This window comes from Streptomyces sp. W1SF4 (assembly GCF_003950035.1).
GTDB classification, from domain to species: domain Bacteria; phylum Actinomycetota; class Actinomycetes; order Streptomycetales; family Streptomycetaceae; genus Streptomyces; species Streptomyces racemochromogenes.
Genome location: NZ_CP034350.1, coordinates 5,386,184 through 5,406,912 on the forward strand (window position 1 = coordinate 5,386,184; position 20,729 = coordinate 5,406,912).

Genomic DNA, 20,729 nt, shown 5'->3' on the forward strand with positions numbered 1-20,729 from the left:
CACCGTGCCCCCCGCCTTCCGGCGGGGGGCACAGCCGTATGTTGAGGCCCCGTGAGGCGACAACTCGCCCCAGATGGCACAATCTGTGCATGGAACGCGACAGTCAACTCGAGCTCTACGAGCTCGTCGCGGACCGGTTGAAAGAAGCACACGCAAGGGTGCGCGCACTGCAAGTCCCGGAGGGCGTAAGGATGACGCTGTCCCGGAAGCTGTTGGTCGTCACCGCCGCGGCGAAGCACGATCTCGCCGACGCGGCAAGGCGCCTGGACAGGTTGATGAAGGACCTCGACGAGGGTCGATTCCCTGAAGGCGACTGATGCGAAGGAACTCCGTAACGGCCTACATCGTTGCGGCACTAGGGTGATTAGCCCGTTTCGTGTTTGATTTGCGGTATATATCCGCCTAACGTGCGAAATAAGCTTGAACACATTCGTTCTGGCGATGTCTCCGAAGGGGAAGACGTGAACAAGGCGCAGCTCGTAGAAGCGATTGCCGACAAGCTGGGTGGCCGCCAGCAGGCCGCGGACGCCGTCGACGCGGTACTGGACGCCATGGTCCGCGCGGTCGTCGCGGGCGACCGGGTCTCGGTCACGGGCTTCGGCTCGTTCGAGAAGGTCGACCGTCCGGCCCGCTACGCCCGCAACCCGCAGACGGGTGAGCGCGTCCGGGTCAAGAAGACCTCCGTCCCCCGCTTCCGCGCGGGTCAGGGCTTCAAGGACCTGGTCAGCGGCACCAAGAAGCTCCCCAAGGGCGACGAGGTCGCCGTGAAGAAGGCCCCCAAGGGCAGCCTGACCGGCGGTGCGTCCGCCACGGTCAAGAAGGCCGCCGCGAAGAAGGCCACCACGGCGAAGAAGGCCGCCGCGAAGACCACGGCCGCCGCGAAGAAGGCCACCCCGGCGAAGAAGGCCGTCGCCAAGAAGACCGCGACGCCCGTCAAGAAGAGCGCGGCGAAGACCACGGTCGCCAAGAAGGCCGCGGCCACCGCCAAGAAGGCCACCCCGGCCAAGAAGACGGCGACGGCGGCCAAGAAGACCACCGCCACCGCGAAGAAGACCGCCCCGGCGGCCAAGAAGGCCACCGCGACGAAGGCGCCCGCCAAGAAGACGGCGACGCGCAAGGCCACCGCGAAGAAGACCACCGCCCGCAAGAAGTAGGGGCACGGGTTACACACGCCGGGCCGGCTTCCCCCTCGGGGAGGCCGGCCCGCGGTGCGTTCCCCGGCAGGTCACGGGCCCGTCGCCGGGCCCGGCGGCGGCGTCAGAAGGTCTGCAGGGTCACCAGCGTGATGCGCAGGGCAGGGCCCTCGCCGTCGGTCTCGATCCGGACCCGCTGCCCGGGCCGCAGCAGCCGCAGGCCGCCCGCGTCGAAGGCCGCGGCCTCGAAGGGCACCGGGGTGCCGTCGTCCAGCAGCACACTGCCGCTGCGGGTCTGGGAGTCGTACGTGTACGCGGTCGCCTGCATACGGGAACTGTATCGGGCGGTGTGCCGCCCCACCCCGAGGGCCAGGGCCGTGCGCAGGTCCGCCCCGGTGTCCACGTCGCGGCGCACGCTCTCCACGTCCGCGAGGGCTATTTCCACCGCGCCCGACGCCGAATGCCGGGACCGGGAGGGACCGCCGAACGAAGGTGCCAATTCCACGTCGGGTGCCGCGGAAAGCAAGGTGGTGCCGATTCCCGCCGCATCCGCCAGAAATGCCCGGGGAAAATTCCCCGCGATATCGAGCACACGTAGCAATTCCGCCGACCGCAGGGCCGGCAGGTCGGCGTTCATCGCGGCCACCGCCGTCCCGGGCCGCCCCGCCCGCACCACCCGCGCCCCGTGGTCCAGCGCGGCGTTGAGGCCCGCGCCCGGAGCGTCCGGCAGGATCCGCGCCCCCAGCCGCGCCAGCTCCGCACCCGCCACGGCGTCGTCCGTGACGACCACCACATCCGCGACGGACGCGCAGGCCAGAGCCCCCGCGACGGTGTCCTGGGCGAAGGCCAGCGCCAGCCCGGGCCTGGACCCCCCGACGGCCGCCGCGAGCCGGCTCTTGGCCAGCGCCAAGGGCTTCAGCGGGACCACCAGGCTCCATGCGGCGTTCGTGGCGGCCCCCTTCCCTCCGGTGCGCTGCGGCACCCGCCCGACCCATCGGCAGGTCATGGCCCGGTCATCACTCGGCCCATTGTCGCCCCCGAGCGACCGCAGGGGGGCCTCCCGGTGCGAGCGGGGCGTACGGTGTCCTCGACAGAGGCCGGACCCGCAGCGACACTTGTCCGGCCCACAAGGTGCCCACGCCACGCACCGGTCCTAGAGGAAGGTGTCCGAGTGTCCCGCCGCAGAATCGGCTTCTGGTACCGCCTGGCGGCGGTCATCGCAAAACCGCCGCTGGTGGTGCTCTTCAGGCGGGACTGGCGGGGAATGGACCACATTCCGGCCGACGGCGGGTTTATCACCGCTGTCAATCACAACTCGTATCTGGACCCGCTCTCCTACGCGCACTTCCAGTACAACACCGGCCGGGTGCCTCGTCTGCTCGCCAAGGCGGGCCTCTTCAAGGTGCCTTTCGTCGGCATGATCCTGCGCGGATCCGGACAGATCCCCGTCTACCGCGAGACCACCAACGCCCTGGACGCATTCCGGGCAGCCGTGGACGCGGTCGAGCGCGGTGAATGCGTCGCCTTTTACCCGGAGGGCACCCTCACCCGCGACCCGGAGATGTGGCCGATGGCCGGCAAGACCGGCGTCGCCCGCGTGGCGCTGATCACCAAGGCCCCCGTCATTCCCGTCGCCCAGTGGGGCGCCAATCTCGCGATGCCGCCGTACGCCAAGGAGAACAAGGTCCGGCTGTTCCCGCGCAAGACCCTCCAGGTCCTCGCCGGACCGCCCGTGGACCTCTCGGCCTTCTACGACCGCGAGCCCACGCCCGACGTCCTCAAGGGCGCCACCGAGGCCATCATGGCCGACATCACCAAGCTCCTGGAGGAGCTGCGGGGCCAGCAGGCGCCCGCCGAGCCGTACGACCACCGCAAGGCCAGGGCGGAGCAGCGGCGCAAGGCCGCGGGGGAGGGCAAGAAGTGACACGTCCCGTGAAGGCGGCCGTCTTCGGAACCGGCTCCTGGGGCACGGCCTTCGCCGTCGTCCTCGCCGACGCCGGCTGCGAGGTGACCCTGTGGGGCCGCCGCCAGGAGCTCGCCGACGCCATCAACACCGGCCGGACCAACCCGGACTACTTCCCGGGCGTCGAACTCCCCGCGAACATCCGCGCCACCACCGACGCGGCCGACGCGGCCCGGGACGCCGACTTCGCGGTCCTGGCCATCCCCTCCCAGACCCTGCGCGCCAACCTCGCCGAGTGGGCCCCGCTGCTGGCGCCCGACACCGTCCTCGTCTCCCTGATGAAGGGCATCGAACTCGGCACCGCCAAGCGGATGAGCGAGGTCATCGAGGAGGTGGCCAAGGTCCCCGCCGAGCGCGTCGCCGTCGTCACCGGCCCCAACCTGGCCCGCGAGATCGTCGCCCGGCAGCCCGCCGCCTCCGTCGTCGCCTGCGTGGACGAGGCCGTGGCCCAGCGCCTCCAGGCCGCCTGCCACACCCCCTACTTCCGGCCGTACACCAGCACCGACGTCATCGGCTGCGAACTCGGCGGCGCCGTCAAGAACGTCATCGGCCTGGCCGTCGGCATCGCGGACGGCATGGGCCTGGGCGACAACACCAAGGGCTCACTCATCACGCGCGGCCTCGCCGAAGCGACCCGCCTGGGCCTGGCGATGGGCGCCGACCCGCTCACCTTCTCCGGCCTCGCCGGCCTCGGCGACCTCGTCGCGACCTGCTCCTCGCCGCTCTCCCGCAACCACACCTTCGGCACCAACCTGGGCCGCGGGATGACCCTGGAGGAGACCATCGCGGTCACCCGCCAGACCGCGGAAGGGGTCAAGTCCTGCCAGTCCGTGGCGGATCTGGCACGCCGGTACGGAGTGGACATGCCGATCACCGACACGGTCGTCGAGATCGTGCACCACGGCAAGCCCCCGCTGGTCGCGCTGAAGGAACTGATGGGCCGCAGCGCCAAACCGGAACGTCACTGACACCTTTCCGGACGCTTGAGCGGGTACTCTCGTGGCGATATGAGCAGCGAGAACCTCCCCCAGACCCCTGAGCAGCAGGGCCGCAAGCCCCGCGTGGCCGTCGTCTTCGGCGGCCGCAGCTCGGAGCACGCCATCTCGGTCGTCACCGCGGGCGCCGTGCTGCGCTCCATCGACCGGTCCAAGTACGAGGTGCTGCCCATCGGCATCACCACGGACGGCCGATGGGCCCTCACGGCCGACGCCCCCGAGCGCATGGCCATCGCGGACCGGCAGCTCCCCAGCGTCGAGGCGCTGGCGGAGTCCCCGGACGGCACCGTCGTGCTCCCCGTCGACCCCGCCAGCCGCGAGGTCGTCTACACCGAGCCGGGCGCCGTCCCCAAGGCACTGGGCGAGGTCGACGTCGTCTTCCCCGTGCTGCACGGCCCCTACGGCGAGGACGGCACCCTCCAGGGCCTCCTGGAGCTCTCCGGCATCCCGTACGTCGGCTGCGGCGTCCTCTCCTCGGCCGTCGGCCAGGACAAGGACTACATGAAGCGGGTGTTCGCCTCCTACGGGCTGAACGTCGGCCCGTACGTGACCATCCGTCCCCGCGAGTGGGAGGCCGACCAGGCCGCCGCCACCGCCAAGGTCCTCGACTTCGCCGGCGAGCACGGCTGGCCGCTGTTCGTGAAGCCCGCCCGCGCCGGCTCCTCCATCGGCATCACCAAGGTCGACGACGCCTCCGGGCTCGACGAGGCCATCCGCGAGGCCCGCCGCCACGACCCGAAGGTCATCGTGGAGGCGCTGCTGCGCGGCCGCGAGATCGAGTGCGGCGTCCTGGAGTTCGAGGACGGGCCGCGCGCCAGCGCCCCCGCCGAGATCCCGCCGGTCTCCAGCCACGACTTCTACGACTTCGAGGCGAAGTACATCGACTCCGCCACCGGCCTCGTCCCCGCCCCGCTCACCCCGGAGCAGACCGCCGAGGTGCAGCGGCTCGCGATCGACGCCTTCGAGGCCGCGTCCTGCGAGGGCCTGGTGCGCGCCGACTTCTTCCTCACCGAAGACGGCACCTTCGTCATCAACGAGATCAACACCATGCCCGGTTTCACGCCGATCTCGATGTACCCGCGGATGTGGCAGGAGTCGGGCATCGAGTACCCGGAGCTCGTGGACCGGCTGATCCAGGCCGCCCTGCGCCGCTCCACCGGACTGCGCTAGCCGCACACCCGGCGCCCCGAACAGCCGACCGCCCGCTGGAACGATCCAGCGGGCGGCGGTGTGCGCGGGGCGGACGGAGGGCGGGCGGGCGGACGGATCAGTACGAGGAGATCCCGGCCGGGACCGACGCGGCCACGGCCGCGGACAGACCGACGAGCATGCTCGCGTCCGTGGCATGCTCCTTGTCGATCCACACCTCCGTGTAGGCCAGCCGGCCCGTGGTGGTGAACCGCAGACCGCCCTCCGGGGGCTGTTCCACCAGCCAGCCGACGCCGTTGACCTCGACGCCGTCCGCCTTGGGATCGGCCATCTTGGGGGGCTTGGGGATACCGCACCGCAGTACGATCGCCGAGCCGCCCCACGCGGCGGTCAGGTCCGTCTCCGGTGCGGTGACGGACCGGGCCAGCCCCGACACCGTCTCCGGGAGCTCCCTGTGCAGCGCCGCACAGAGCTGCGCGACACCGGCGGGCGGAGCCGGCGGGGGCGTCACCCGGGCCTCGGAGGCCCCGGGGGCGCAACCCGCCAGGGCCACGGCCGCCACCAGGGCGGGCAGGGCCAGTAGACGGAGGGGCCGGTGGTGCGAAGACATCACCGGCCAAGACTAGACGGGGGCTACAGATGGACCACCGGGCAGGTCAGGGTGCGGGTGATCCCCTCCACCTGCTGGACCTTGGCGACCACCATGCGGCCGAGATCGTCGACGGTGTCGGCCTGGGCGCGCACGATCACGTCGTACGGCCCCGTCACGTCCTCGGCCTGGATCACCCCCGCGATCTTGGAGATGGACTCGGCGACGACCGACGCCTTGCCCACCTCGGTCTGGATGAGGATGTACGCCTGTACCACGGAACCTCCAGGGCGGCCACGAGGATCATTTCCCCTAACCTTCGGATGGGCCCGGGGAGATCGGGCGGGCCCGGGGACGAAGGGACGCCACGGTACCGCGTCGCCGCGTGCCACGGGGAGACCCGGGGGCCCGGCGCCACGCACAGCGGGGCGTACGCAGAGCAGAAGTTGACGTATCTGTTGACGGTACCCAGAGCTGTGACGGCTCGCGACCGCAAGCGGACTTGCCAAGAAGGGGCACAGCGATGAAGGGCACTGTGGGCGAGCTGGGGGAGTTCGGGCTCATTCGGGAGCTCACCTCACGGCTCACCACCACCCCGGCGGTCCGGCTCGGACCCGGGGACGACGCCGCGGTGGTGTCGGCCCCCGACCGGCGGGTCGTGGCCAGTACGGACATCCTGCTCGAGGGCAGGCACTTCCGCCGCGACTGGTCCACCGCCTACGACGTCGGCCGCAAGGCCGCCGCACAGAACCTGGCCGACATCGCCGCCATGGGCGCCGTGCCCACCGCGCTGCTGCTCGGCCTCGTCGTCCCGGCCGAGCTGCCGGTCACCTGGCCCACCGAGCTGATGGACGGCATCCGCGACGAATGCCAGGTCGCGGGCGCCGCCGTGGTCGGCGGCGACGTCGTGCGCGGCGACACCATCACCGTCTCCATCACCGCCCTCGGCGACCTGCGCAACCACGAGCCCGTGCTGCGCTCCGGCGCCCAGCCCGGCGACGTCGTCGCCGTCACCGGCTGGCTCGGCTGGTCCGCGGCCGGTTTCGCGGTGCTCTCGCGCGGCTTCCGCTCCCCCCGGGCCTTCGTCGAGGCCCACCGGCGCCCCGAGCCGCCCTACCACGCGGGTCCCGCGGCCGCCGGGCTCGGCGCCACCGCCATGACCGACGTCAGCGACGGCCTGATCGCCGACCTCGGGCACATCGCCGAGGCCAGCAAGGTCCGCATCGACCTGCGCTCGGGCGCCGTGGACATCCCGACCCAGATGCACGACATCGGCCAGGCCGTCGGCGTCGACCCGCTCCAGTGGGTGCTCACCGGGGGAGAGGACCACGCCATCGTGGCCACCTTCCCGCCCGACGTGAAGCTCCCGGCCCGCTGGAAGGTCATCGGGTCGGTCCAGCACCGCTCCGCCCTGCCCCAGGTGACCGTGGACGGCGCCCCGTGGACCAGCACCGGCGGCTGGGACCACTTCGGCGCCGACCCGGCCGACGGGGAGACCGCGTGAGCCTCGCCGGGGCCGCCCCGCCGCTGTGCCTGACCGTCGCCGGATCCGACTCCGGCGGCGGCGCGGGCATCCAGGCCGACCTCAAGACCATGCTGGCCCTCGGCGTGCACGGCATGAGCGTGGTCACCGCCGTGACCGCCCAGAACTCCCTCGGCGTGAAGGGGGCCTGGGAACTGCCTGCCGAGGCCGTCACGGCCCAGTACCGGGCCGTGGCCGACGACATCGGCGTGCACGCCGTCAAGACCGGGATGCTGTCCTCGGCCGTCCTCGTGGAGACGGTGGCCGGACTGCTGGCCGGCACCCCCGCCCCGGCCGTCGTGGACCCCGTCGGCGTCTCCAAGCACGGGGACGCGCTACTCGCCGCCTCGGCGCTGGACGCCGTACGGCGGGAACTGCTGCCCAGGGCCACGGTCGCCACCCCGAACCTGGACGAGGTGGCCCAGCTCACGGGGCTGGCCGTGGAGACCGAGGACGACATGCGCCGGGCCGCCGACGCGGTCCTCGGCTACGGCCCCCGCTGGGCGCTGATCAAGGGCGGCCACCTCGCGGCCCACGGCGACGAGGCCGTGGACCTGCTCAGCGACGGCTCACGCGAGCTGTGGCTGCGGGCCCCCCGGCACGACAACCGGCACACCCACGGCACCGGCTGCACGCTCGCCAGCGCCATCGCCGCCGGCCTGGCCAAGGGCCTGGACGTGCCGGAGGCCGTCACGGCCGCCAAGGAGTACGTCACCGGCGCCATCGCGGCCGGCTTCGCCCTCGGCGGCGGCATCGGGCCGGTGGACCACGCCTGGCGGTGGCGCTGACCGGCACACCTCGACGCCGAGGCCGCTTCCCGCCCCGGACAAGGCAAAAGGCCGGTTCACCAGAGGTGAACCGGCCTTCTTGGCAACCGGAAAGGGCTGCGCTACGACGACGGGAGGCGTCAGCGCGAGACCTTGCCGGCCTTGATGCACGAGGTGCAGGCGTTGAGGCGCTTCGGCGTCCCATTGACCACGGCACGGACGCGCTGGATGTTCGGGTTCCAGCGACGCGAGGTGCGGCGGTGCGAGTGGGAGATGTTGTTGCCGAAGCTCGGCCCCTTGGCGCAAACGTCGCAGTTGGCAGCCACAGGTCACTCCAAGACTTCAGATGCAATTACGGTGGAATCCGGCGCACCGGAATCAGAGATCTGAAGTGGCTTGCCGGACGAATGACCCGACTCTCGACGGGCAACCTGAGCAGCATACAACGACTGCTTGGGTCCGAGAAAACTACCATGACGGGACCCCGCTCCGCCCCGGGGCCCCCGAGCGGAGGGCTCCCTTCGTTACCCTGCGGTGAACCCTGGCCCGCACAAGGAGGAACGCCCGGTGGCGCACGAGCCTGGCCCGCACACCCTCGACGCCGAAGCGGTGCGCACCTGGAGCTCGCTGGCCCTGGCCGCACTGGGCCGGGTCCGCGAGGACATCGACGCGATCAACGTCTACCCGGTCGCGGACGCCGACACCGGAACCAACCTCTACCTCACCGCCGAGGCCGCCGACCGCGCCCTCGACGAGTCCCTCGCGGGCGTGACGGACCCCACAGCCGCCCCCGCCTCCCTCGCCGACGCCGTACGGGCCTACGCGCACGGCGCGCTCATAGGCGCCCGGGGCAACTCCGGGACCATCCTCGCCCAGCTGCTGCGCGGGGTCGCCGACGTCCTCGGCGCCGAACAGGGCGACCCCTCGGACCCGGCCGCCCCCGCCGGCCGCGCCCCGGGCCCGCTGCTCGCACGGGCCCTGACCCGCGCCGCCGAGGAGGCCTACCAGGCCGTCGCGCACCCGGTCGAGGGCACCATGCTCACCGTCGCCGGAGCCGCGGCCCGGGCCGGTGCCGCCGCCGGGACCGCGGCCGCCACCGCCGCCGACGTCGCCCGCGCCGCCTACGACGGGGCCCGCGCCGCCCTCGCCGAGACCCCGGGCCAGCTGGCCGCCCTCGGGAAGGCCGGAGTGGTCGACGCCGGGGGCTGCGGCCTGGTCGCCGTACTCGGAGCCCTGTGGCAGGCGCTGTCCGGCCAGGAACCCGCCGCCGAACCGGTACGCGGCCCCGCCGTGCCCGTACCCGTGGCGCTCGACCCGGAGCCCTGCGGGCAGGAGCAGGGCGGCCCCGCGTACGAGGTGGTGTACCTGCTGGAGGCCTCCGACGAGGCCGTCGCGGGGCTCCGCGCCGGCCTCGACCTCCTCGGCGACTCCCTGGTCGTGGTCGGCGGCGACGGGCTGTGGAACGTCCACGTGCACGTCGACGACCCCGGCGCGGCCGTCGAAGCCGGCGTCGAAGCCGGCCGGCCGCACCGCATCCGCATCACCCACTTCGGCGACCAGCGCCGCCGCGCCGCCGCCCCCCGGGCCCAGCGCGCCGTCGTCGCCGTCGTCCAGGGCGAGGGCCTGGCCGCCCTGTGCGGGGAGGCCGGCGCCACCCCCGTCCTGGCCCGCCCCGGGGAACAGCCCGTCGCCGCCGAGCTGCTCGACGCCGTCCGCCGGGCCCACGCCCGCGAGGTCGTCCTGCTGCCCGGCGGCCCCGAGCTGCGCGCCGCCGCCGCGGCCGCCGCCGAACAGGCCCGCGCCGAAGGGGTACGGGTCGCCGTGATCCCCACCCGCTCCGCCGTCCAGAACCTGGCTGCCCTCGCCGTCCACGACCCGGACGCCAGCTTCGACGAGGACGTCGTCGCCATGACCGCCGCCGCCGGCACCACCCGCTACGGGGAACTGGCCGTCGCCGAACGGCAGTCCTTCACCTCCGCCGGGATCTGCCAGGCCGGCGACGTCCTCGGGCTCATCGACGGGGACGTCGCCGTCATCGGCGCGGGTCTGCCCGAGACCGCCGAGGCCGTCCTGAGGCGGATGCTCGGCTCCGGCGGCGAACTGGTCACCCTCGTCCTGGGCCCCGAGGTCCCGGACACCCTGGCCGCGCGCCTGGAGGCGTACGTCCAGCAGGCGCACCTGGCCGTCGACACCGTCACCTACCGCGGCGGCCGCTGGTCGGCGCCCCTGCTCATCGGAGTCGAATAGCCGCCTTGTCAGCGCGATGGTGTGCAATGGAACACGTGCCCGCGCTCGACGAAGACCTCAAGAAGACCCTCGGCCCCGCCACCGCCAAGGTGCTGGCCGAGCAGCTCGGCCTGCACACGGCCCTGGACCTGCTCCACCACTACCCCCGGCGGTACGCCGAGCGCGGCGAGCTGACCTCGCTGGCGGACCTCGCCGACCAGCTCGACGAACACGTCACCGTCGTCGCCCAGGTCGCCGACGCCCGCCTGCTCACCTACCACGGCGGCCGCGGCGGCGGGAAGCGCCTCGAAGTCACCATCACCGACGGCAGCGGCCGCCTCCAGCTGGTCTTCTTCGGCGCCGGCGTCCACAAGCCGCACAAGGAGCTGCTGCCCGGCAGCCGCGCCATGTTCGCCGGCAAGGTCTCCCGCTTCAACCACAAGCTCCAGCTCGCGCACCCCGCGTACGAACCCCTCGGCGCCGAGGCCTCCGACCGGGACGCGGCCACCGCCTTCGCCAACCAGCTGATCCCGATCTACCCGGCCTGCGCCAAGCTGGAGTCCTGGAAGATCGCCAAGTGCGTGGACGCGGTACTGCCCCGCGCCCAGGAGGCCGTGGACCCGCTCCCGCCCGCCCTGCGCGAGGGCCGCGGGCTCGTCCCGCTCCCCGAGGCGCTCCTCAAGATCCACCGCCCCGCCACCAAGGCCGACATCGAGGACGCCCGCCAGCGCCTGAAGTGGGACGAGGCCTTCGTCCTCCAGGTCGCCCTGGCCCGCCGCCGCCACGCGGACTCCCAGCTCCCCGCCGTCGCCCGCCGCGCCGCCCCCGGCGGCCTCCTCGACGCCTTCGACGCCAAACTGCCCTTCACCCTCACCGAGGGCCAGCAGAAGGTCTCCAAGGAGATCTTCGACGACCTCGCCACCAGCCACCCCATGCACCGCCTCCTCCAGGGCGAGGTCGGCTCCGGCAAGACGATGGTGGCCCTGCGCGCCATGCTCGCCGTCGTCGACTCCGGCGGGCAGGCCGCGATGCTCGCGCCCACCGAGGTGCTCGCCCAGCAGCACCACCGGTCGATCACCGAGATGATGGGCGAACTCGCCGAGGGCGGCATGCTCGGCGGCTCCGACCGGGGCACCAAGGTGGTCCTGCTCACCGGCTCCATGGGCACCGCCGCCCGCCGCCAGGCCCTGCTCGACCTGGTCACCGGAGAGGCCGGCCTCGTCATCGGCACGCACGCCCTGATCGAGGACAAGGTGCAGTTCCACGACCTCGGCCTGGTCGTCGTCGACGAACAGCACCGCTTCGGCGTCGAACAGCGCGACGCCCTGCGCTCCAAGGGCAAGCAGCCGCCGCACCTGCTCGTCATGACCGCCACCCCGATCCCGCGCACCGTCGCCATGACCGTCTTCGGCGACCTGGAGACCTCCGTCCTCGACCAGCTGCCCGCGGGGCGCTCCCCGATCGCCACCCACGTCGTGCCCGCCAAGGACAAGCCGCACTTCCTCGCCCGGGCCTGGGAGCGGGTCCGCGAGGAGGTGGAGAACGGCCACCAGGCGTACGTGGTCTGCCCGCGGATCGGCGACGGTGAGGACGACCCCGGGAACAAGAAGAAGGCCTCCGCCGAGGACGAGGCCGAGAAGCGGCCGCCGCTGGCCGTGCTGGACATCGCCGAACAGCTCACCCGGGGCCCCCTCGCCGGACTGTCCGTCGAGGTCCTGCACGGGCGGATGGACCCCGCCGACAAGGACGACGTGATGCGCCGCTTCGCCGCCGGCGAGGTCAAGGTGCTGGTCGCCACCACCGTCATCGAGGTCGGCGTGAACGTCCCCAACTCCACCGTCATGGTGATCATGGACGCGGACCGCTTCGGCGTCTCCCAGCTCCACCAGCTGCGCGGCCGCGTCGGCCGGGGCTCCGCCCCGGGCCTGTGCCTGCTGGTCAGCGAGATGCACGAGGCCAGCCCCGCCCGGGCCCGGCTCGCCGCCGTCGCCGCCACCCTCGACGGCTTCGAACTCTCCCGGATCGACCTGGAACAGCGCCGCGAGGGCGACGTCCTCGGCCAGGCCCAGTCCGGCGTCCGCTCCTCGCTGCGGATGCTCGCCGTCATCGACGACGAGGAGGTCATCGCCCAGGCCCGGGAGGAGGCCGCCCGCGTCGTCGCCGCCGACCCCGAGCTGGAGCACCTGCCCGGGCTGCGCACCGCGCTCGACGCCCTGCTGGACGCCGAGCGGGAGCAGTACCTGGAGAAGGGCTGAGGCGCACGACCTATCGTTGGAGGCCAGAACGGAGGCCAGGGCCTCCCCCCGACCGCCCCAGCGAAGGACCCCAGATGACCCGCGTGATCGCCGGCACCGCCGGCGGGCGGCGGCTGTCCGTGCCGCCCGGCACCGGCACCCGCCCGACCTCCGACCGGATGCGCGAAGGGCTCTTCTCCACCTGGGAGTCCCTGCACGGCGTCGACGGCTCCCGCGTCCTCGACCTCTACGGCGGCTCCGGCGCCGTCGGCCTGGAGGCCCTCTCCCGGGGCGCCGCCCACACCCTGCTGGTCGAGGCCGACGCCAAGGCCGCCAAGGCCATCCGGGACAACATCAGGACCCTGGGCCTGCCCGGCGCCGATTTCCGGGCCGGCAAGGCCGAGCAGGTCGTGGCCGCCGCCGCGCCCGGGGACCCGTACGACATCGTCTTCCTCGACCCGCCGTACGCCGTCGAGCACGCCGAGCTCGGCGAGATCCTCCTCACACTCCGCGCCAATGGCTGGCTCACGGACGACGCGCTCGTCACGGTGGAGCGCAGCACGAGGAGCGGTCCGTTCCCGTGGCCGGAGGGGTTCGAGCCGCTGCGTTCGCGCAAGTACGGCGAAGGCACCCTTTGGTACGGTCGCGCCGCCTTCACCAGCGAAGACTCATGAACGAGGGAGCTCAGTTGCGCCGCGCCGTCTGTCCGGGATCGTTCGACCCCATCCACAACGGGCACCTCGACGTCATCGGACGCGCCGCCCGGCTGTACGACGTCGTGCACGTCGCCGTGATGATCAACAAGTCCAAGCAGGGCCTGTTCACCATCGAGGAGCGGATCGACATGATCCGCGAGGCGACCGCCGACTACGGCAACGTCGAGGTCGAGTCCTTCCACGGGCTGCTGGTCGACTTCTGCAAGCAGCGCGACATCCCGGCCATCGTCAAGGGCCTGCGCGCCGTCAGCGACTTCGACTACGAGCTCCAGATGGCCCAGATGAACATGGGACTGTCGGGCGTCGAAACGCTGTTCGTCCCCACCATCCCGACCTACAGCTTCCTGTCGTCCTCCCTGGTCAAGGAGGTCGCCACCTGGGGCGGCGACGTGGCCCACCTGCTCCCCGCGCACGTCCACGCGGCACTGGTCGAACGGCTGCGCGCGAAGTGACCCGGCGCGGGACGGGCCGGTCTTCCCCGGCCCGTCCCGCGCGTCCGTCCGGGGGCCCTACAGTCGTCTCTCGTCAGTCCTAGGCCGAGAGAGCGCGAGCCCCCCATGGACGTACAGAAGAAGCTGGACGAGATCGTCGCGGCCGTGGGCGGAGCCCGCACCATGCCGATGTCCGCCTCCTGCGTGATCAACCGCGCGGAACTCCTCGCCCGGCTCGAAGAGCTGCGGGAGGCCCTGCCGGGCTCGCTCGCCCAGGCCCGGGAACTCATCGGCGGCCGGGAACAGATGGTCGAGGACGCCCGCCGGGAGGCCCGGCGCATCATCGAGTCCGCCCACGCCGAGCGGGGATCGCTGATCTCCGGCACCGAGATCGCCCGCCACGCGCAGGGCGAGGCGGACCGGATCCTGGCCGAGGCCCGCCGGGAGGCCGCCGAGATCCGGGCCGAGGCCGACGACTACGTCGACAGCAAGCTCGCCAACTTCGAGGTCGTGCTCAGCAAGACCATCGGCTCCGTGGACCGCGGCCGGGAGAAGCTGCTCGGCCGGGGCCCCGGCACGGACGAGCACGGCCGCGACGACAGCGGCGCCCCCGAGCCCAGCGCCGACCCGCAGACCCGGCGCGAGCAGGCGGACGCGTACGTGGACCAGAAGCTCGCCACCTTCGAGGCGGTGCTGTCCAAGACCCTGGAGGCCGTCGGCCGGGGACGCCAGAAGCTCCTGGGCCGGGCGCCCGCGGACGACCTCGGGGCCCACATGGCGGCCCAGGACGCCGCCGGGGCCCGGGGGGCCCGCCCGTCCAGCGACGCGGAGTTCCTGGCCGGCCTGGCGGACCCCGGCCCCGTGCCCGTGCCGCTGCCCGCCCAGCCGGAGCCGGTGTACGACGGCTACGCGGCGGCGTACCCGGCGCAGCCCGCCGCCCACCCCCAGCAGGACGGCTACGCGTACCAGGACCCGTACGCGGGCTACCCCCAGCAGCCGGACCCGTACGGCGGCTACCAGCAGCAGCCCGACCCGTACGCCTTCTACCAGCAGCAGCCCCAGCAGCAGCCCCAGCACCCCCAGCGGCCGGCGCTCGACGAGACCAGCTTCTTCGACACGAGCATGATCAACCTGGAACAGCTCCACCAGTACGGACAGGGGCGCTGAGCCCGGATTGGGCTCAGAGCGAAGCGCCGGGTATCCTGGCTCTTCGGTCGCGCGTATGCGTCGCGATCCATGCTGCCCGTGAGCGGCGGAATCTTTGATCTTCAGCGATCTGTGAAAGCAGGAACGGCCCTGAACACCCGCCTCGACCACCGCAACCCCCTCGTGTTCGACACGCACGAGCTGGGACGGCGTCCTGGTGCCATGCAGCGGCTGTCCCGCGAGATCCCGGCGCCGGCGGACCTCGGTCTCGTCGACGTCATCGGAGTGCCGGAAGGCGCGCCGCTGAAGCTCAACCTCCGCCTCGAGTCGGTCATGGAAGGGGTGCTTGTCACAGGCACCGTCCGTGCATCGGCGACGGGGGAGTGCGTAAGGTGTCTGGAGACCGTCGAGCGCGAGCTCAAGGCGGACTTCCAGGAGATGTTCTCGTACCCTGACGCCGACGACCGGGGCCGCCCCAAGGCGGAGCCGGCCGACGACGCCGAGGACGACGAGGACACGCTCCACCTCGAGGACGGCTTGTTCGACCTCGAACCCGTGCTGCGCGATGCGGTGGTGCTCGCACTGCCGATGCAGCCGGTGTGCCGGGAGGACTGTCTCGGACTGTGCCCCGACTGCGGGCTCAGCCTGAACGACGACCCGGAGCACCACCACGACGCCGTCGACATCCGTTGGGCGGCATTGCAGGAACTCGTCGTGACCGATCAGGACGACGAGAAGGACAACATGAGCGGCACTGCATCTGACGACGTTCAGAGCGCCGCCGAGAAGCAGGAGAAGTAGCCGTGGCTGTTCCGAAGCGGAAGATGTCGCGCAGCAACACGCGCCACCGCCGGTCGCAGTGGAAGGCTGCGGTCCCCACCCTGGTTTCGTGTGAGCGTTGCCAGGAGCCGAAGCTCCAGCACATCGCGTGCCCGAGCTGCGGCACCTACAACAAGCGCCAGGTCCTCGAGGTCTGAGCGGCTGGTGAGAGGCGCAATGTCTGAGCTGTCCAACGCTGAGAAGCAGGCAGACAGTAACAACGCGGCCTCGTCCCACACGCTTCTGGAAGGGCGGCTCGGGTACCAACTCGAGTCCGCCCTTCTGGTGCGTGCGCTGACCCACCGTTCGTACGCGTACGAGAACGGCGGCCTGCCCACCAACGAACGCCTGGAGTTCCTCGGGGACTCCGTGCTCGGCCTGGTGGTCACGGACACGCTGTACACGACCCACCCCGACCTGCCGGAAGGCCAGCTGGCCAAACTGCGGGCCGCGGTGGTCAACTCTCGTGCGCTGGCGGAGGTCGGGCGCGGCCTCGAACTCGGCTCCTTCATCCGGCTCGGCCGGGGCGAAGAGGGCACGGGTGGCCGGGACAAGGCCTCCATCCTCGCCGACACCCTTGAAGCGGTGATCGGCGCGGTCTATCTCGACAAGGGCCTCGACGCGGCCTCGGAGCTGGTCCACCGGCTCTTCGACCCGCTCATCGAGAAGTCCTCCAACCTCGGTGCCGGCCTGGACTGGAAGACCAGTCTCCAGGAGCTCACGGCGGCCGAGGGTCTCGGTGTACCGGAATACCTGGTCACCGAGACGGGACCGGACCACGAGAAGACCTTCACCGCTGCCGCCCGCGTCGGTGGTGTCTCGTACGGCACCGGTACCGGCCGCAGCAAGAAGGAGGCGGAGCAGCAGGCCGCGGAATCCGCCTGGCGCGGCATCCGCACCGCGGCGGACGAGCGCAAGGCGGCGGAAGCCGCTGCCGCCGCCGCTCCGGCACAGGGCGACGGGGCGCCGACGCCCGCCGACCCGGCGCCGGAGGCCTGACCGGCTTCTTCTACAGTGACCCCGTCGCACCCCGGTGCGGCGGGGTTTCCTGTTCGACGCCGCGCCCCCTCCAGGAGGAACACCATGCCCGAGCTGCCCGAGGTGGAAGTGGTACGGCGCGGCCTGGAGCGGTGGGTGGCCGGGCGGACCGTCGCGGCGGTGGAGGTGCTCCACCCCCGGGCCGTACGCCGGCACCTGGCCGGCGGCCCCGACTTCGCGGCGCGCCTGGCGGGCCAGACCATCGGGGTGCCGCGGCGGCGCGGGAAGTACCTGTGGCTGCCGCTGGAGGGCCGGGACCTGTCCGTCCTCGGCCACCTCGGGATGAGCGGGCAGCTGCTGGTGCAGCCGGCCGACGCCCCCGACGAGAAGCACCTGCGGATCCGGCTGCGCTTCGCCGACGACACGGGCACCGAACTGCGCTTCGTCGACCAGCGCACCTTCGGCGGGCTCTCGCTGCACGAGACCGTCCCCGGCAGCGCCGAGGGCCTGCCGGACGTGATCGCGCACATCGCCCGCGACCCGCTGGACCCCCTCTTCGACGAAGGGGCCTACCACCTGGCGCTGCGCGCCAAGCGCACCACCGTCAAGCGGGCCCTGCTGGACCAGTCGCTGATCAGCGGGGTCGGCAACATCTACGCCGACGAGGCGCTGTGGCGCGCCCGGCTGCACTACGAGCGCCCCACCGCGAGCCTGACCCGCCCCCGGAGCGCGGAACTCCTCACGCACGTGCGGGAGGTCATGAACGCCGCGCTCGACGTCGGCGGGACCAGCTTCGACAGTCTGTACGTCAACGTGAACGGCGAGTCCGGCTACTTCGACCGGTCGCTCGACGCCTACGGGCGCGAGGGCCGGCCCTGCCGCCGCTGCGGCACGCCGATGAGCCGCCGGGCCTGGATGAACCGGTCCAGCTACTTCTGCCCGCGCTGTCAGAGGCCGCCGCGCGCCGTGTCGTAGGCCTCCCGGGAGGCGAGCACCTCGTCCATGCTGGTCTCCAGCAGGTCGATCAGGGCGCGCAGGCGGTCGGCGACCTCGCGCCCCAGCGGGGTCAGCTCGTAGTCGACGCGGGGCGGGTTGGTCGGCTGCGCCTCGCGCAGCACGATCCCGTCGCGCTCCAGGGCGTGCAGCGTCTGGGAGAGCATCTTCTCGCTCACACCGTCGATCCGGCGGCGCAGCTCGTTGAACCGGCAGGGGCCCTCGCGCAGCGCGCCCACGGTGAGGCTGCCCCACCGGCCGGTGACGTGTTCCAGGGTTTCGCGCGAGGGGCAGGCGCGCGCGAAGACGTCGAACGGCAGGTCGGCCGTGACGGCTTCGGGACAGGCGGGGTTCTCCATGACACAAGCGTACTCCCGGGCAGCGCTAACTTTCTGCTTGCGCTTTCCAAAAGTTAGTGCTTCTCTTGCTCCAGCGCAGTCCTGCGCCCCGGTCGCACTGCGCCGCCCGACGTTTCGAGGAGAACAGTCATGTCCGCGAACACCCACACCCCCGTCGTCTCCGTCGCCTACCACTCCGGCTACGGGCACACCGCCGTGGTCGCCGAGGCCGTTCGGGCCGGCGCCGCCGACACGGGCGCCACGGTGCACCTGATCAAGGTCGACGAGATCACCGACGCCGAATGGGCGCTGCTGGACGAGTCGGACGCGATCATCTTCGGCTCCCCGACCTACATGGGCACCGCGTCGGGCGCCTTCCACGTCTTCGCCGAGGCCTCCTCGAAGCGCTGGTTCGGCGACGTGTGGCAGGACAAGGTCGCGGCGGGCTTCACCAACTCGGGCTCCAAGGCCGGCGACAAGCTGAACACCCTGCAGTTCTTCCAGATCCTGGCCGCCCAGCACGGCATGAGCTGGGTCAGCCTGGGCCTGAAGCCGGGCTGGAACCACAGCGGCGGTGCCGAGACCGACCTCAACCGCCTCGGCTTCTCCTCCGGCGCGGCCGCCCAGACCAACAACGACGAGGGCCCGGACGCCGTCCACAAGTCCGACATCGCCACCGCCGAGCACCTGGGCCGGCGCGTCGCCGAGCACGCCCGCGTGATCGTCGCGGGCCGTGCCGCCCTGGCGGCGGCCGGAGCCTGACGGCCGCGCCCCCGCGCCACCCGCGCCTACGCGGACGGGCGGACCACCCTCGGGTGGTCCGCCCGTCCGCGTACGCGCACCGGGTGCGGCCCCGTCAGAAGCCGAAGTCCTGGGTCCACCAGGGGCCGCCGGAGCCGAACCAGACGCCGACGCCCAGGGTGCGGAATTCGCAGTTGAGGATGTTCGCCTTGTGGCCGGGGCTGTTCATCCAGGCCTGCATCACGGACTTCGCGTCTCCCTGGCCGCGCGCGATGTTCTCGCCGCCCATGCCGGAGATGCCCGCGTTCTGGGCCCGCTGCCACGGCGAGTTCCCGTCCGGGTCGGTGTGGTCGAAGAAGCCCCGTACCGCCATGTCCTTGCTGAAGGCGCCGGCCAGCGCCGCGAGCGGCGGGTTCGCCCGGACCGGTACGCACCCGGCCTGGGCGCGCTCCTGGTTCACGAGCGCGAGGACCTCGGCCTCCTCGGCGGACTGCCCGCCGTCGGCCGTCGGAGCGGCGGGCTTGGGGGCCGTCGGCGGCTTGGGTGCGGCGGGCTTGGGTGCGGCGCTCGTCTGCGGGGCCTTGTCCGGGGCCTTCTCCGGCGCCTTGTCGGGGGCCTTCGTGGAGGCCGCGGGCGACGGGGACGCCGAGGGCGACCCTGAAGGGGAGGGCGACGCGAACGGGGAGGGCGACACGGACGGGGAGGGCGTGGCGGAGGAGGTGCCGGTCTGCGGGGCGGCGGCGGAGGCCCGGCCCGACAGGTTGGCCAGACCGTTCGGCTGCCCGGCCGGCTCGGGGGAGGCGGCGGCCGAGGGCTCGGCCCGGGCCTCCGTCCTCTCCCCGGCACCCGTGCCGACGTACGGGAAGGAGCCGCCGACCGGGACGAAACCGGTCGTCACGGCCGCCGTGCCGAGGGCCACGGCCACGGACGCGCCGAGCAGCCCGGTGCGCACGGCGGTGCGCTTGGCGCCGCGCCGGGGTGCGGCGTGGAGTCGGTGGCGTCCCATGGGTGCCGTGCCTTCCCTTTGCAAGATCAACGTTTGCTCACCCGAAAGGGTGAGTCATTGGTGGGGGACTGTAGCCCATGGGACAAGGGGGGCGATGGGTCCCGGAACCCTTTGCCCGGTTAGCGTTCTTGCATGGATGAAGACGTGCGCATGACCGCCTGGGTGCGCGGCCGTGTACAGGGAGTGGGCTTCCGCTGGTTCACCAGGGCCAATGCCCTGGAGATCGGAGGGATGGCCGGCTTCGCGCTCAACCTCGACGACGGGCGAGTGCAGGTCGTGGCGGAAGGTCAACGTGAGAATTGCCACCGGCTGCTGGACTGGCTCCGCTCCGCCGACACGCCCGGACGAGTGGACGGGGTGACAGAGATCTGGGGCACACCGCGCGGTGGCTACGACGGCTTCGAGATCCGGTGACCAATCGACTGATCATGGACTGATCAGACCCCCGGAACGTCCGCACCCGGTCGGATCTGCGCATTCGCCGCCGACGCGTTGCCGCGGCGGTGGATCCGTGGAAGGCTCGGAGGCGAGGATGATCCCTCCGCCCCCAGCGCGGACCGGGCCGCCCGCCGATACGGGGCGTGATCGTGTTGACCGTCAAACTTTTTGGTGAGACGCTGGAAGCCCCGCGCACCCGAGCTGTTTGGCAGTGGTGGTAGCAGTAAGCGCAGTGACTGACTGTCGTTGCCGGACATCCGCGGGTGCGATTCCCTCACGACCCACACCGCTTCGGTCGGTCACTCAGTGTGGAGGACCATCCATCATGGCAAAGGCGCTTCTCGGTTACGTCGGCGGTTCCGACCCGCGACTCCTCGCCGAGATGCGACGGCTTCAGCAGCGCGTCCAGGACCTCGAGTCCGAGCTCGGACGGATCCAGTCCGAGAACGACGCGCTGACCGCGGCCGCCGCTCAGCACGGAGAGTCGCTGCTGGACAGCATTGAGATCGACGTACCCCAGGCGGAGCCTGCGCTCACCTGATCCG

The 20,729-nt window shown here is 72.1% G+C and carries 24 protein-coding genes and 1 pseudogene; 19 read left to right on the forward strand and 6 right to left on the reverse strand.

Features of this window, described 5'->3' with window-relative positions:
• Positions 1 to 89: 89 nt before the first annotated feature.
• Both D1J60_RS25245 and D1J60_RS25250 read left to right on the forward strand, forming a co-directional pair.
• Positions 90 to 317 carry a hypothetical protein gene (locus D1J60_RS25245; RefSeq protein WP_007266785.1) on the forward strand — a complete coding sequence of 76 codons (228 nt, stop codon included), beginning with the start codon at positions 90 to 92 and terminating at the stop codon, positions 315 to 317.
• A 144-nt stretch (positions 318 to 461) separates the two neighbouring features.
• Complete coding sequence (locus D1J60_RS25250; RefSeq protein ID WP_125822622.1) at positions 462 to 1,154, forward strand: HU family DNA-binding protein; 693 nt, start codon at positions 462 to 464, stop codon at positions 1,152 to 1,154.
• A gap of 310 nt (positions 1,155 to 1,464) precedes the next feature.
• Here the strand turns inward: D1J60_RS25250 and cofC are convergent.
• Positions 1,465 to 2,115 (reverse strand): annotated as a pseudogene (gene cofC, locus D1J60_RS25255) (2-phospho-L-lactate guanylyltransferase); the annotation flags it as partial.
• A gap of 189 nt (positions 2,116 to 2,304) precedes the next feature.
• Here cofC and D1J60_RS25260 point away from each other — a divergent pair.
• Genes D1J60_RS25260 through D1J60_RS25270 form a run of 3 tightly spaced genes read left to right on the forward strand, consistent with a single transcriptional unit; the run spans position 2,305 to position 5,261 of the window.
• The gene (locus tag D1J60_RS25260) at positions 2,305 to 3,057 is read left to right on the forward strand and encodes a lysophospholipid acyltransferase family protein (protein ID WP_125594576.1); all 753 of its coding nucleotides are present in this window, start codon (positions 2,305 to 2,307) and stop codon (positions 3,055 to 3,057) included.
• On the forward strand, positions 3,054 to 4,064 hold the full coding sequence (locus tag D1J60_RS25265) for an NAD(P)H-dependent glycerol-3-phosphate dehydrogenase (protein WP_125594577.1): 1,011 nt from the start codon (positions 3,054 to 3,056) through the stop codon (positions 4,062 to 4,064). The genes D1J60_RS25260 and D1J60_RS25265 overlap by 4 nt, the downstream gene beginning before the upstream one ends.
• Positions 4,065 to 4,103: 39 nt before the next feature.
• The gene (locus tag D1J60_RS25270; RefSeq protein ID WP_125594578.1) at positions 4,104 to 5,261 is read left to right on the forward strand and encodes a D-alanine--D-alanine ligase family protein; all 1,158 of its coding nucleotides are present in this window, start codon (positions 4,104 to 4,106) and stop codon (positions 5,259 to 5,261) included.
• A gap of 97 nt (positions 5,262 to 5,358) precedes the next feature.
• Here D1J60_RS25270 and D1J60_RS25275 read toward each other — a convergent pair whose 3' ends face one another.
• Together D1J60_RS25275 and D1J60_RS25280 are read right to left on the reverse strand one after the other, a co-directional pair.
• Positions 5,359 to 5,850: a DUF3515 family protein gene (locus tag D1J60_RS25275; protein WP_125594579.1), complete on the reverse strand. Its 492-nt coding sequence runs from the start codon at positions 5,848 to 5,850 to the stop codon at positions 5,359 to 5,361.
• 23 nt (positions 5,851 to 5,873) lie between these two features.
• Positions 5,874 to 6,107, reverse strand: coding sequence for an Lrp/AsnC ligand binding domain-containing protein (locus D1J60_RS25280; RefSeq protein ID WP_007266792.1), 234 nt, complete (start codon positions 6,105 to 6,107; stop codon positions 5,874 to 5,876).
• 245 nt (positions 6,108 to 6,352) lie between these two features.
• Here D1J60_RS25280 and D1J60_RS25285 point away from each other — a divergent pair, with 245 nt between their 5' ends.
• Positions 6,353 to 7,333 carry a thiamine-phosphate kinase gene (locus tag D1J60_RS25285; RefSeq protein WP_042801879.1) on the forward strand — a complete coding sequence of 327 codons (981 nt, stop codon included), beginning with the start codon at positions 6,353 to 6,355 and terminating at the stop codon, positions 7,331 to 7,333.
• Complete coding sequence (gene thiD, locus D1J60_RS25290) at positions 7,330 to 8,139, forward strand: bifunctional hydroxymethylpyrimidine kinase/phosphomethylpyrimidine kinase (RefSeq protein ID WP_125822623.1); 810 nt, start codon at positions 7,330 to 7,332, stop codon at positions 8,137 to 8,139. The genes D1J60_RS25285 and thiD overlap by 4 nt, the downstream gene beginning before the upstream one ends.
• A gap of 119 nt (positions 8,140 to 8,258) precedes the next feature.
• Here the strand turns inward: thiD and rpmB are convergent, their stop codons facing one another.
• Complete coding sequence (gene rpmB / locus D1J60_RS25295; RefSeq protein WP_007266795.1) at positions 8,259 to 8,444, reverse strand: 50S ribosomal protein L28; 186 nt, start codon at positions 8,442 to 8,444, stop codon at positions 8,259 to 8,261.
• Positions 8,445 to 8,685: 241 nt separating this feature from the next.
• Between rpmB and D1J60_RS25300 the strand changes: the two genes are divergently transcribed.
• The 9 genes from D1J60_RS25300 (at position 8,686) to mutM (ending at position 17,643) form a co-directional block, all read left to right on the forward strand.
• On the forward strand, positions 8,686 to 10,365 hold the full coding sequence (locus tag D1J60_RS25300; RefSeq protein ID WP_125822624.1) for a DAK2 domain-containing protein: 1,680 nt from the start codon (positions 8,686 to 8,688) through the stop codon (positions 10,363 to 10,365).
• Between the two features lie 26 nt (positions 10,366 to 10,391).
• Positions 10,392 to 12,599: an ATP-dependent DNA helicase RecG gene (gene recG, locus D1J60_RS25305; RefSeq protein ID WP_125822625.1), complete on the forward strand. Its 2,208-nt coding sequence runs from the start codon at positions 10,392 to 10,394 to the stop codon at positions 12,597 to 12,599.
• A gap of 74 nt (positions 12,600 to 12,673) precedes the next feature.
• Positions 12,674 to 13,252 (forward strand): 16S rRNA (guanine(966)-N(2))-methyltransferase RsmD, encoded by a 579-nt coding sequence (rsmD, locus tag D1J60_RS25310; RefSeq protein ID WP_125822626.1) that lies wholly within the window; start codon positions 12,674 to 12,676, stop codon positions 13,250 to 13,252.
• Positions 13,253 to 13,266: 14 nt separating this feature from the next.
• Positions 13,267 to 13,746, forward strand: a complete 480-nt coding sequence (gene coaD, locus D1J60_RS25315; protein WP_185899221.1) for a pantetheine-phosphate adenylyltransferase — start codon at positions 13,267 to 13,269, stop codon at positions 13,744 to 13,746.
• 105 nt (positions 13,747 to 13,851) lie between these two features.
• Positions 13,852 to 14,892, forward strand: a complete 1,041-nt coding sequence (locus D1J60_RS25320) for a cell division initiation protein (protein WP_125822627.1) — start codon at positions 13,852 to 13,854, stop codon at positions 14,890 to 14,892.
• A gap of 129 nt (positions 14,893 to 15,021) precedes the next feature.
• Positions 15,022 to 15,672: a DUF177 domain-containing protein gene (locus tag D1J60_RS25325; protein WP_241253604.1), complete on the forward strand. Its 651-nt coding sequence runs from the start codon at positions 15,022 to 15,024 to the stop codon at positions 15,670 to 15,672.
• 2 nt (positions 15,673 to 15,674) lie between these two features.
• Entirely contained in the window at positions 15,675 to 15,848 is a 174-nt protein-coding gene (rpmF, locus tag D1J60_RS25330; protein WP_003965982.1) for a 50S ribosomal protein L32, read from the forward strand.
• A 19-nt stretch (positions 15,849 to 15,867) separates the two neighbouring features.
• Entirely contained in the window at positions 15,868 to 16,689 is an 822-nt protein-coding gene (gene rnc / locus D1J60_RS25335) for a ribonuclease III (RefSeq protein ID WP_125594588.1), read from the forward strand.
• Between the two features lie 84 nt (positions 16,690 to 16,773).
• Positions 16,774 to 17,643, forward strand: a complete 870-nt coding sequence (gene mutM, locus D1J60_RS25340; RefSeq protein WP_125822628.1) for a bifunctional DNA-formamidopyrimidine glycosylase/DNA-(apurinic or apyrimidinic site) lyase — start codon at positions 16,774 to 16,776, stop codon at positions 17,641 to 17,643.
• Here mutM and D1J60_RS25345 read toward each other — a convergent pair.
• Positions 17,616 to 18,020: a helix-turn-helix domain-containing protein gene (locus tag D1J60_RS25345; protein WP_125594590.1), complete on the reverse strand. Its 405-nt coding sequence runs from the start codon at positions 18,018 to 18,020 to the stop codon at positions 17,616 to 17,618. The two genes, mutM and D1J60_RS25345, sit on opposite strands and share 28 nt — an antisense overlap.
• Positions 18,021 to 18,149: 129 nt before the next feature.
• Between D1J60_RS25345 and D1J60_RS25350 the strand changes: the two genes are divergently transcribed.
• Entirely contained in the window at positions 18,150 to 18,761 is a 612-nt protein-coding gene (locus D1J60_RS25350) for a flavodoxin family protein (RefSeq protein WP_125594591.1), read from the forward strand.
• Between the two features lie 94 nt (positions 18,762 to 18,855).
• On the opposite strand, the gene D1J60_RS25355 is transcribed toward D1J60_RS25350, so the two are convergent.
• Positions 18,856 to 19,746: a CAP domain-containing protein gene (locus D1J60_RS25355; protein ID WP_125822629.1), complete on the reverse strand. Its 891-nt coding sequence runs from the start codon at positions 19,744 to 19,746 to the stop codon at positions 18,856 to 18,858.
• Between the two features lie 132 nt (positions 19,747 to 19,878).
• Here D1J60_RS25355 and D1J60_RS25360 point away from each other — a divergent pair, with 132 nt between their 5' ends.
• Together D1J60_RS25360 and D1J60_RS25365 are read left to right on the forward strand one after the other, a co-directional pair.
• Positions 19,879 to 20,160 (forward strand): acylphosphatase, encoded by a 282-nt coding sequence (locus D1J60_RS25360; protein WP_007266807.1) that lies wholly within the window; start codon positions 19,879 to 19,881, stop codon positions 20,158 to 20,160.
• A gap of 349 nt (positions 20,161 to 20,509) precedes the next feature.
• The gene (locus D1J60_RS25365; RefSeq protein ID WP_125605129.1) at positions 20,510 to 20,725 is read left to right on the forward strand and encodes a hypothetical protein; all 216 of its coding nucleotides are present in this window, start codon (positions 20,510 to 20,512) and stop codon (positions 20,723 to 20,725) included.
• Positions 20,726 to 20,729 lie beyond the last annotated feature (4 nt).

Coding starts and splice junctions, on each gene's coding strand:
- D1J60_RS25285 (WP_042801879.1), top strand. CDS start 6,353: ATGAAGGGCACTGTGGGCGAGCTGGGGGAGTTCGGGCTCATTCGGGAG.
- D1J60_RS25320 (WP_125822627.1), top strand. CDS start 13,852: ATGGACGTACAGAAGAAGCTGGACGAGATCGTCGCGGCCGTGGGCGGA.
- rsmD (WP_125822626.1), top strand. CDS start 12,674: ATGACCCGCGTGATCGCCGGCACCGCCGGCGGGCGGCGGCTGTCCGTG.
- D1J60_RS25360 (WP_007266807.1), top strand. CDS start 19,879: ATGGATGAAGACGTGCGCATGACCGCCTGGGTGCGCGGCCGTGTACAG.
- D1J60_RS25345 (WP_125594590.1), bottom strand. CDS start 18,020: ATGGAGAACCCCGCCTGTCCCGAAGCCGTCACGGCCGACCTGCCGTTC.
- D1J60_RS25365 (WP_125605129.1), top strand. CDS start 20,510: ATGGCAAAGGCGCTTCTCGGTTACGTCGGCGGTTCCGACCCGCGACTC.
- D1J60_RS25355 (WP_125822629.1), bottom strand. CDS start 19,746: ATGGGACGCCACCGACTCCACGCCGCACCCCGGCGCGGCGCCAAGCGC.
- D1J60_RS25275 (WP_125594579.1), bottom strand. CDS start 5,850: ATGTCTTCGCACCACCGGCCCCTCCGTCTACTGGCCCTGCCCGCCCTG.
- D1J60_RS25350 (WP_125594591.1), top strand. CDS start 18,150: ATGTCCGCGAACACCCACACCCCCGTCGTCTCCGTCGCCTACCACTCC.
- recG (WP_125822625.1), top strand. CDS start 10,392: ATGGAACACGTGCCCGCGCTCGACGAAGACCTCAAGAAGACCCTCGGC.
- D1J60_RS25270 (WP_125594578.1), top strand. CDS start 4,104: ATGAGCAGCGAGAACCTCCCCCAGACCCCTGAGCAGCAGGGCCGCAAG.
- rnc (WP_125594588.1), top strand. CDS start 15,868: ATGTCTGAGCTGTCCAACGCTGAGAAGCAGGCAGACAGTAACAACGCG.
- mutM (WP_125822628.1), top strand. CDS start 16,774: ATGCCCGAGCTGCCCGAGGTGGAAGTGGTACGGCGCGGCCTGGAGCGG.
- D1J60_RS25245 (WP_007266785.1), top strand. CDS start 90: ATGGAACGCGACAGTCAACTCGAGCTCTACGAGCTCGTCGCGGACCGG.